The sequence below is a fragment of the Variovorax sp. Varisp85 genome (assembly GCF_047304045.1).
Classification (GTDB): domain Bacteria; phylum Pseudomonadota; class Gammaproteobacteria; order Burkholderiales; family Burkholderiaceae_C; genus Variovorax.
Map to the genome: position 1 here is coordinate 59,584 of NZ_JBGLYN010000026.1, position 10,165 is coordinate 69,748.

At 63.4% G+C, this 10,165-nt stretch carries 7 protein-coding genes; all 7 read right to left on the reverse strand.

The genetic code is table 11. The features are described 5' to 3' along the window. Window positions 1-182 precede the first annotated feature (182 nt). Window positions 183-647 (reverse strand): hypothetical protein, encoded by a 465-nt coding sequence (locus ACCC97_RS12900; protein ID WP_413333151.1) that lies wholly within the window; start codon window positions 645-647, stop codon window positions 183-185. A gap of 8 nt (window positions 648-655) precedes the next feature. Further along, on the reverse strand, window positions 656-5,293 hold the full coding sequence (locus tag ACCC97_RS12905) for an RHS repeat-associated core domain-containing protein (protein ID WP_413333153.1): 4,638 nt from the start codon (window positions 5,291-5,293) through the stop codon (window positions 656-658). Window positions 5,294-5,306: 13 nt separating this feature from the next. Further along, window positions 5,307-5,801 (reverse strand): pentapeptide repeat-containing protein, encoded by a 495-nt coding sequence (locus tag ACCC97_RS12910; RefSeq protein WP_413333155.1) that lies wholly within the window; start codon window positions 5,799-5,801, stop codon window positions 5,307-5,309. Window positions 5,802-5,827: 26 nt separating this feature from the next. Continuing rightward, the gene (locus ACCC97_RS12915) at window positions 5,828-6,082 is read right to left on the reverse strand and encodes a hypothetical protein (RefSeq protein ID WP_413316407.1); all 255 of its coding nucleotides are present in this window, start codon (window positions 6,080-6,082) and stop codon (window positions 5,828-5,830) included. An 80-nt stretch (window positions 6,083-6,162) separates the two neighbouring features. Then, window positions 6,163-6,501: a hypothetical protein gene (locus ACCC97_RS12920; protein WP_413316409.1), complete on the reverse strand. Its 339-nt coding sequence runs from the start codon at window positions 6,499-6,501 to the stop codon at window positions 6,163-6,165. Then, window positions 6,498-6,881 carry a hypothetical protein gene (locus ACCC97_RS12925; RefSeq protein WP_413333157.1) on the reverse strand — a complete coding sequence of 128 codons (384 nt, stop codon included), beginning with the start codon at window positions 6,879-6,881 and terminating at the stop codon, window positions 6,498-6,500. The genes ACCC97_RS12920 and ACCC97_RS12925 overlap by 4 nt, the downstream gene beginning before the upstream one ends. Window positions 6,882-6,973: 92 nt before the next feature. Beyond that, window positions 6,974-10,165 (reverse strand): RHS repeat-associated core domain-containing protein (locus ACCC97_RS12930; RefSeq protein ID WP_413333159.1); only part of this gene is annotated, 3,192 nt, incomplete at its 5' end.

Consider the following 10,165-nt stretch of genomic DNA (forward strand, 5'->3'; position numbering starts at 1 on the left):
CATTCGCAGCCAAAATACGCGAAAACTTAATCACTTTTTTCCGCATTCGGCAGCATCTTTTAGAAAAATTAAATCAGCATTAAAATTTTCGCAAGATCAATCGCAATTCGATAAAAAATCGCTTACCCTCGAAATCTTCGTTTTCTACCAGTCGACAAGCGCCAAAAAATTCCTGCAAGCACTTAACTCCAAGGCGCCTTCTCTTCATCCACAAAAAGCCACTGATAGAGAGGTTTTGAGTATTTTTTTGCTTGAGGAACAAGGAAATCTAGAGTTTTAGCATCAAGCAGAGACACACCATGAGATTCAATCACATTAATCAACTCAAGCTCAGCTTCATCATGAGTGAACTCTCGCACAATAGGCTTAGACGTCGAGCCATCCAAATGCATTCGAGCCAAAAAAGCAAAAGGCGCGATCATTGAAATTCTGAAAAGAAAATCATTACCCAGCGAAAAAGATAGAACATAGCCAAAACTCACGTCATAATTTTCATCGGTATCTTCTTTTAAAACAAATTTCTTGCGCATCTCATCCATCATTTGCTGATAAGGTTTTTTTTCAACCTCATCCAACACAAAAGAATAGTCAGGAGCCTCAAGACTTCCGAATTTTCCTTCCAATACCCTAATCCATTTTCTTTCCATTTTTTCCTCTATGGTGTTTCGGGGCCGGCAGGGTGCCCGTGAATTTTTCCTTTAGAGTCTTGATGAACTCTTACCTTGCTCTGAGTTCCTCCTTTGGGCCCCTCGCCAATTGGCATTCCAAACTCGAAGTCCTTCACTCCAGGTCTACCCGGCACTTGCGTTCCATTCGCCCACGCCTCATCTGTGTATTTGATAGCGGCATTCCAATCGCAAAAACAAGATGTCGGCTTCCCGGCATTCACCCGGTTGTCGTATTGCGGCGTCCCCTTCACATGGCCCGCTTGTTTCTGCAATGAGATATGGGGCGGCACGCGAGGCTGTAACCCCAAGGGATCAATCCATTCAGTGGTGTTCAGCGCGTAAGCATGCAGGTTTATCCCGCCAGCCAAAGCGATTGGATCACTTGACACAAACCGCCCCGCTCGGGGGTCGTAGTAACGGTGACGGTTGTAGTGCAACCCCGTCTCTTCATCCCAGTACTGCCCCTGAAACCGAATCGGATTCCTGAACCCCGCCCTTCTCCCAGCCTCGCTGATCGCCTCCCGCGCCTCTCCCCACGCCTTGTACTGCGCCGACCACGCAATGCTGCCCTCATGGTCTGTCAGTTCCTGCGGCGTGCCCAGGTGGTCGCACTGATAGAACGCCATCTCCCTTCTGTCAAACGCCCGCGGCACCTGCCTCTGTTCGCCGTTCCACAGCGGATCCTGCTCGATGTCGTAGGCGCCTCCGTTGGCCTCCATCAGCGCCTTCGCATCCGTCGTCTCGCTCAACGCCATCGCGCTCGCACGGCGAACCTGCATCAGCGGCACGAACGAGTTCGGCTCGTGGATGTAGTGCACGCTCCAGCCGTGCGCGCCGCCCTCCTCGATCGCTGAGCTGCTCTGCGTGCTCTCGAATGCGAGCACGTCGCCGTCCCAGCCGAACAGAGTCGTGGTGTCGCCCGAACTCTTGGACAGACGCCGCCCCAGCGCGTCATAACTGAAGGTGGTGGTGATGCCGCTGTGGTCGGTCGCCGCAGTCATGCGGTTGAAGCCGTCCCATGCGAAGACGGTTCGCCAGCCGTTGCGCACCCGCTCGGTCATGTTGCCGCGCTCGTCGTAGCGATAGCTGGTGCCGGCGTAGTTCTTCAGCAGGTTGTCCAGCAGCTTGCCGACCGGGTGCCTCAGTGGGTCGTTGGCCGGGAGCGAATCGACGATGTTGCCTGCGGGGTCGAAGGCGAAGGTCTCGCGCCCGAGGCGGCTGTTGGCTTCGAGCAGGCGGCCCACGGGGTCGTAGCGGTAGTTCAGGCTGCCTCGGCGGCTGTCGCCGATGGTCACCAGCTGGCCAGCCTTGTCGTAGGTATAGCGGCGCTGGATGCCGGTGGTCGATTCGATGGCGCCTGGCCTGGTGCGGGAGATGTGCTGTTCGAGCAGCCGCCCCGCCGGGTCGTACTTCTGCCGCTGGCTCAGTCCGTTGCCCTGCTCGCGTGCAATCTCCCGGTGCAGGTCGTCGCGCTCGAAGCCCAGGATGTCCTGGCCATCGATCATCAGGCCGTGCACGTGGCCGGAGCCATAGGTCAGCCACTGGGTGACGTGCCCGTCGGGCCGCACGGTGGCGATGCGATGGTTGAGTTCGTCGTAGCGGTGCTGCCAGACTGCCGTGCGCTTGCGCTTCAGGTAGTGGTGATGTTCGCGCGTCAGGTTGCCGGCAGGGTCGTAGAACCACTGCAGGCGTGCATCGCTGTTGGTCGCCTCGAGCAGGCGGCCGTTGCGGTCGTAGGCGAAGCGTTCGGACTGCCCGCCGGCGCGGCGCTCGCTCAGGCGGCCGAGAAGATCGAATTCGAGTTCGGTGCGGTGGCCCGCCTCGATCACTTCGGCGAGCACGCCCGTGGTCTCTTCGTGCACGTACTCCGTGGCCTTGCGGTCGAAGCCGGTTTCTTCGAGCAGTCGGCCTACGGGGTCGTAGCGGAAGTCGTACCGGCTGCCGTTCTCATTGTGCAGTTCGGTCAGGCGACCCAGCAGGTCCCAGTAGTACTTGAGCGAACGGCCCGCGGCATCGGTGCGGCCGGAGATCAGGCCGGCGCGCGTGTAGCTGTAGCGCGTGGCGCGCCCCAGTGCGTCGGTGTGCAGAAGCAGGCGGCCTTCGGCGTCGTGCTCGAAGTGTTCGCTCGTCCTGTCGGGCTGTTCGATTTCTTCCAGCTGGCCGGCTGCGTAGCGATAGCTGGTGGCGTTGCCTGCGGCATCGGTGGCCTTGACCAGGCGGCCGCGCTCGTCGTATTCCCAGCGGCTGGTCTTGGCGGAACAGTCGGTGTAGCTCAGCAACTGGCCCGATGGCGAGTAGACGAGCGCCTTGACGCCGCCCTTGGCATCGGTGATGCGCACGGGCCTGCCGGCCTTGTCGTAGGCGTACTCGGTCTTGTGCCCCAGCGGATCGATCTCTTCCGTGAGATGACCCTGCGCGTCGTAGTCGCGCTTCCACACGCCGCCTTCGGCATCGCGGATGCCGGTGAGCCGGTGCAGCCTGTCGTACTCGTAGTGCACACGGCTGCCATCCGCGCGCGTGTGCGTCTGCAGGTTGCCGTCTTCGTCGTAGGTGTAGTCGTCGGTCGTGCCGTCGGTGTGCACGTGCCGCGTGACGTTCTTCGCGTCATCGCGGAAGAACCACTCCTGCAGCCCGTCCGGATGGATGATGCGGTAGGTGTAGCCCTGGATGTCGTAGTAGTGCCAGGTCTCCCCGCCCAAGGCATCGGTCACGTAGGTCAGGCGGATGTTCCTGTCCCACTCCAGCTTCAGCGCGAAGCTGCCGTCGTCGGACCACTCGCGCACGGCCTTGGCGTCGGGGCCCGTGCCGTCGTACTCCAGGTTCATGCCCCGGCCGGTGCGGTCGGTGTAGCGGGTCACGAGATGGTGGCTGTAGGTGTAGCTCCAGCTGGCGCCGTCTTCGTCCTGTGCGGCGACGAGGTCGCGCTCGCCATCGTGGGTGTAGGCGGCCAACTGGCGCACGACCTGGCCATCCTTGAGCTCCCACAGCGACTGGATGAGCCCGGTCTGCGCATCAGGCTTCGTGCCCACATGCGCCATGACGGCCTCGCCGTGCTTGCTGATGACGTCGCTGAGCACGCGCTCGCCCGTCGCTGCAATGACGTGGTCGTAGCGCAGGCCGATGGCCATGCCGTCCTTGGCCTGCTGCGTGACCAACCTGAAGTGCGGCTGCCTGCTGTCGACGTACTCGTAGATCTCGCGCCACTCGCTGGGCTCGCCTTCGGGCAGCGGCTTGCCGAAGTCCAGCACCAGCAGGCTCTCGCTCAGGCGCGAGACGCGGACTTCCTCGATCGGGTCGAAGTAGGCCTGGCCTACGGCCAGCACCGGGTAGGCGTGGCTGCGGCCGTCGGCCGCGTGGTGCACGAGGCTGGGCTGCCCCTGGCGTGCGCCGCGTGTCGGCGTGGTGATGTCCACGCGCATGCTGTAGGGAGTGATCCAGCGTGCGCCCAGGCTGCCGCGGTCGAAGGCGTCGAGGTCGCTGGCGTAGGTGCGCGCCCATTCGATCGGCAGCGGCGCTGCGAGAACGAAGTCGGTGTGGGTGAAGCTTTCGTTGCCGGTGCTCAGGCTGATGGAAGAGCCGATGCGTGCCGGCGCAGGGCAGTTCTTGCAGCCTGCGGTCCCTTGTGCATCGGCTTGCTTGTTGATGTGACCGAGCTGCGTTCCGGGATTTTCCTTTTCTGCCTTGGCTCCCGCCTGCGGAGCCACGATCGCCGCGCGCTGGCCTTTCTTCTTCAGCAACGCATCCCGCAGCTTGTGCAGCAGCCACATGATGCTGGCCTGCGCCTCCTTGTCCGCCAGCCTCGACAGCTGCCCCCTCAGCAGCCGCTTGAAGTCCAGCATCTGCGTGATCACGCCGTTGACCCGGCCTGCGATCCCATCTGGCAGCTGGCTCGCCGCCGTCTTGGCCACGTAGTTCGCCGACTGCTTCGAATAACGCACCGCCGCGCCCCACATCCGGCTCCACGTGCTCTGCGTCTTCGGGTCGTGCACCTTCGTTTCTGCCACTGCAGGCGTGCCTACCGTGAACAGATCCTTCTGCCCGAGCACCCGCCGCAGGATGTCCACCAGGTTGTCGATGATCTTGTCCGCAAGATCCGCGCAGCTCTTCAGGATGCCGTCGAGCTTGGCGATGGCTCCATCGATGAACGTGTCCAGCTCGCCCATGATGGTGGCGTTCAGATGCCCCACCAGCGTGGTGACGATGGCTTCGCCAAGGTTGGAGGCTGCGGTCGTCAGTTGCTGCCTCACCAGGTGCAGCGTGGGCCTCAGGCTCATGCGCGCCGCCGCCATGCTCGGCGGTATCGGGATCAGCCCGATCAGGTTGATGCCCAGGCTCACCCAGTTCAGGAACGCATCGACGCTGTCCTTGGCCTTCTTCTCGACGATGTTGATGATGTCCAGGAACACATCCACCAGCGCCATGATGTTGCCCACGATCGGGATGCTGCCCAGCACCATCGTCAGCCGCTCCAGCGTCACGTAGCCGCCACTGAAGGAGCGCAGCCAGTCGTCCACCGCCTTGCTTGCCGCGGCGATGTCCTCCTTCACGATCGTGTTCAGCGGTGCCACCGCCGTCTGCGGTTCGCGCTCGGTGGTCGGCGCGTTTTTTTCTTCCGTCCCTGCCATCTGTCGTCGTTCCTCAGTTGATGTTTGCGCCCTGGAACTCGAGCTGCTCGAAGGTGCTGCCGGTGAAGTCCACGCTGCGTCCCTGCAGCCCCTGCGCATGCACCACGGTGCCGCTGCAGTCCAGCACGCCGACGTCGTTCCAGCTGCCGCCTGCGAAGCTGATGTCGTCCCACTGGCATTGCCTGAAGGTGCTGCTGCCGATGCTTGAGCCGTCGAAGTTCGCGCGCATGAAGCTGCAGTTGATGAAGGTGCAGCCCGTGATCGAGATGCCGCTGAAGTCGCACTGGGTGAAGCTGCAGCCAGTGAACTGGCAACCGCTCCAGCCCGCCTGCTTGAAGCTGGTGACCGTGAAGCTCGTGCCTGCGAAGGTCGTCGCGGCGAACTGGGCAAGGCCCAGGTCGAGCCCGGCATAGGCGAAGCTGTCGGCCTGGCCTACGAGCCCGGCGGGAGCGCCGCCCGCGCCTTTGCGCCACATGTCGTGGGCGAGGATGATGATCTGGGAAGACACTCGATGCCCCTCGGTTCGCTATCTCTTCAGCGAGACAGATGCTTCTGAAGGACTCGGCCGCTGGACTTGTCGATCAGCAGTTGCGGCTCAGCCAGGCCGGGCAGAGCACCGCGATGACCCTGCGGCTTGTTCGACGCTTCCCACGTAACTCTGTATCCGTCGGATGCATCGACCAACACGAGCTTGTAGTTCTCGAATCGCAGGCCTGAAGACCGCCCATCCTCCCAGGCCACTGCAATCGCCTGTGCCACCAGGCCATCGACTTCGATGATTTCGTTCATTCTTTTCTCCCTCGCAAAATTGAAAGCCGCAGACTCAGTCGGCCGCGGCGTCTTTTGAAACAGTCCCAGCGTCGGGACCACTACCTGCTTCCTTGCTCCCGAAGTATTTCGCCCGTGATCCTCGAGGCGATGTACATGATCGACCGCCCCAACCTGCTGGCGTTGCCAAGTCCCTTCTGTCCTGGCAGCAGCTTGGCCGAGAAGGCGATGCCGATGGTGTCGACACCGTCTTCGTCCTCGCCGTTCTCTTTCCGCCTCTCGGCAATGCGGACATCGAAGTTATTCAGGTCTTGCCCGGTCTTCTCGAACAGCCTGAAAGCGTTGCCCAATGCGATCACCACCGGGGTGTTGAGCAGCAGCCGATCCGGCGACTCGATCTCGAAGAGCGGCGCGGCCGAACCATCGAGGCCGTCGCTCACGGACGCGAGCCCCGGGCCTTCGCGCGGGCCGCTTCGATTTCCTTGAGCAGATCGCCTGCCTCCGCATTGCCGCTCTTCGACGACTCCGCTGCCCAATGCGCGGCTTCGGCGAGGTCCTTGCCGCTCATGTAGAGGTCGTAGGCCAGGTTGTGCTGAGCGACCACGTGTCCGGCCTTGGCCGCGATCGTCAACCAGCGGATGCGCTGAACGTCGTCAGAAGACGTGAAGGTGTAGTACAGCGAGAGACGGAACGCGGCCTCGGCGTCACCGGACTCGGCCTTCGTGATCAGTTCGGCTCGTTGCGCATCTGTCAGTGCGTAAGACTGCGCACCCGAGATGGGCGAAGAAGAAGAGGCTGGTGCAGCGTCGGGCGTGTCCATGGTTTGGTTCTCCGTTGCGTAAGAGACTGAGAGGTTCAGAAGAAGAGGAAGAAGCACTGCCAGCTTCGCGCCGAACCTGAGATCGATGTTCTTCATGACTTGGGGTTGAAGGTATGCCAGACGCCGGGATCTGCGGTGTCCATGGTGCCGTCGGCCTTCTGGCCGGCAGGCTTGTAGGCGCCGTGGGGCCAGATCCACAGGAGCTTGTCGGGCGCCTCGACGGGTGCGTTCAATTCGTTGGCCAGTTTCTGCGCGTAGGGGTCCGTTCCCTTGCCGGTCTCGCACGACATCAGCTGCACCTTCTGGCCTTCCGTATAGGACGGGTGCGCCTTGATCCGCTGCGCCATCTGTGCGGGCGTGATGCCCTTGAGCGCGGTGTCGGTCATGATGTTCGAGTTGCCATGGGATCCGACCGTGAAAGTGCCGGGCGGGCTCGGGATGTTGTCTGCCGACTGCCGGATCGCCTCGTTGTGCGGGAACAGGTTGATGTCGACCAGTCCCAGCGGATCGATGCCGCGCACGGGGTTGCCGCCGACATAGGCATACAGGTTGAGACCGCCCGCGAGTCCCAGTGGGTCGGGCGAGACATACCGGCCGCTCGCCGGATCGTAGTAGCGGTAGCGGTTGTAGTGCAGCCCTGTCTCGGCGTCGAAGTACTGCCCCTGAAACCGGATGGGGTTCGAGAGACCGGCACGTCGCCCCGCTTCGCTGATGACTTCGCGCGCCTCGCCCCAGGCCTTGTACTGGGCCGACCAGGCGACGCGGCCCTCGTGATCGGTCAGGTCCCGTGGCGTGCCGAGGTGGTCGCACTGGTAGAAGGCGACCTCGTCGTCTTCGAAGCTGCGTTGTCCGGGCTGGAGTTCTCCGTTCCACAGCGGGTCTTGCTCGATGTCGTAGGCGCCGCCGTTGGCGGCCATGAGCTCTCGCACGTCGGGCGTCCTGCCCGGCACGATCGCATGCGCCTGGCGCAGTTGAACCAGCGGAGCGAAGGAGCGCGGCTCGTGGACATAGTGCACGCTCCAGCCTCGGCCTGCTTCCTCGTGCTCTCCGGCAAAGCTCTGCGTGCTCTCGAAGGCGAGCGTGTCGCCGTCCCACCCGAACCGGGTGATGCTGTCTCGCGAACGCTTGGAAATGCGGCGTCCCAGCGGGTCGTAGGCGAACGAGGTCTGCGTGCCGTCTTCCTCCGTGGCCGAGCCCAGGCGCCCGAAGGCGTCCCAGGCAAAGATGGTCGCCCGGCCGTTGCACACGCGCTCGACCATGTTGCCGTGCTCATCGTACCGGTAGCGCACGCCGGCATAGGCCCTGAGCAGGTTGTCGAGCAAGGGGGAGACGGGAACCCGGCTGCCGCCGGCCGTGCTGTCGGGATCGACGATGTTGCCCGCGGGGTCGAAGGCAAAGGTCTCGCGTCCGAGCCGGCCGTTGGCCTCGACAAGCCGGCCGACGGGGTCGTAGCGGTAGTCGAGGTTGCCATGACGGCTGTCACCGATGGCGATCAGCTGCCCTGACTTGTCGTAGCCGTAGGTGCGCTGCAGCTGCAGCGCGCCGGGTGCGCTCGCCTGGCCCGGCACGACCTGCTGCTCCAGCCGCCTCCCTGCGTTGTCGTAACGCAGCTTCTGGGTCAGGCCGTTGCGCTGCTCGCGCACCACTTCGCGATGGAGGTCGTCGCGCTCGAAACCGAGGATGTCGTGCCCGTCGAGCAGCAGGCCGTGCACGTGGCCCGAACCGTAGATGAGCCACTGGGTCGTATGGCCGTCGGGACGGATCGTGGCGACGCGCTGGTTGAGCGCGTCGTAGCGGTGCTGCCATATCGCCGTGCGACCGGCCTGCAGATCGTGCTGGTGCTCTCGCGTCAGGTTACCGGCCGGGTCGTAGAACCACTGCAGGCGCGCGTCGCTGTTGGACGCCTCGACCATGCGTCCGTTGCGGTCGAAGGCGAAGTGCTCGACCTGGCTGCCCGCGGATCGCTGCGTCATCCTGCCCATCGCATCGGCCTGCAGTTGCACGACCCGTCCGCCCGCCGCAACCTCGACGAGTCGGCCGGTGCCTTCTTCGTAGCGGTACCGCGTGGTCTGGTGAGCGAAGTCGGTCTTGTCAAGCAGCCGACCCACAGGGTCATAGCGCAGGCTGTGGCGGCTGCCGTTCTCGTTGCGCAATTCGACGAGACGGCCCAGCAGGTCCCACTGGTACCTGAGCGAATGCCCCTCGGCATCGGTGCGCCCCGAGATCAGTCCTGCGCGGCTGTAGCTGTAGCGCGTGCGGCGCCCGAGCCCATCGACGTGCGCGAGCAAGCGCCCCTCGGGGTCGTGCAGGGCCTGCTCGCGCGTCCCGTCGGCCAGGACGATCTCGTGGATCCGGCCCGGCAGGCTGCCTTCGGCACGCAGCGCCGCGTCTTCTTCCGGAAGGCTGTAGAGATGGCGCGTGACGTTGCCTGCAGGGTCCACAGCCGTGGCGAGCCGGCCGCGATCGTCGTATGTCCAGCGGCTGGTCTTGCCCGAGCAGTCCGTGAGGCTCGCGAGCCGGCCGCGAGGCGTGTAGCTCATCAGCTTCGTGCCGCCCTTGGCATCGGTGATTCGCACGGGTCGGCCGGCCTTGTCGTAGGCGTACTCGGTCTTGTGCCCCAGCGGATCGATCTCTTCCGTGAGATGACCCTGCGCGTCGTAGTCGCGCTTCCACACGCCGCCTTCGGCATCGCGGATGCCGGTGAGCCGGTGCAGCCTGTCGTACTCGTAGTGCACACGGCTGCCATCCGCGCGCGTGTGCGTCTGCAGGTTGCCGTCTTCGTCGTAGGTGTAGTCGTCGGTCGTGCCGTCGGTGTGCACGTGCCGCGTGACGTTCTTCGCGTCATCGCGGAAGAACCACTCCTGCAGCCCGTCCGGATGGATGATGCGGTAGGTGTAGCCCTGGATGTCGTAGTAGTGCCAGGTCTCCCCGCCCAAGGCATCGGTCACGTAGGTCAGGCGGATGTTCCTGTCCCACTCCAGCTTCAACGCGAAGCTGCCGTCGTCGGACCACTCGCGCACGGCCTTGGCGTCGGGGCCCGTGCCGTCGTACTCCAGGTTCATGCCCCGGCCGGTGCGGTCGGTGTACCGGGTCACGAGATGGTGGCTGTAGGTGTAGCTCCAGCTGGCGCCGTCTTCGTCCTGTGCGGCGACGAGGTCGCGCTCGCCATCGTGGGTGTAGGCGGCCAACTGGCGCACGACCTGGCCGTCCTTGAGCTCCCACAGCGACTGGATGAGCCCGGTCTGCGCATCAGGCTTCGTGCCCACATGCGCCATGACGGCCTC

What these genes read in the sequence shown, in the direction of transcription:
- ACCC97_RS12900 (WP_413333151.1), bottom strand. Translation starts at nt 647, where the DNA reads ATGGAAAGAAAATGGATTAGGGTATTGGAAGGAAAATTCGGAAGTCTT.
- ACCC97_RS12905 (WP_413333153.1), bottom strand. Translation starts at nt 5,293, where the DNA reads ATGGCAGGGACGGAAGAAAAAAACGCGCCGACCACCGAGCGCGAACCG.
- ACCC97_RS12915 (WP_413316407.1), bottom strand. Translation starts at nt 6,082, where the DNA reads ATGAACGAAATCATCGAAGTCGATGGCCTGGTGGCACAGGCGATTGCA.
- ACCC97_RS12925 (WP_413333157.1), bottom strand. Translation starts at nt 6,881, where the DNA reads ATGGACACGCCCGACGCTGCACCAGCCTCTTCTTCTTCGCCCATCTCG.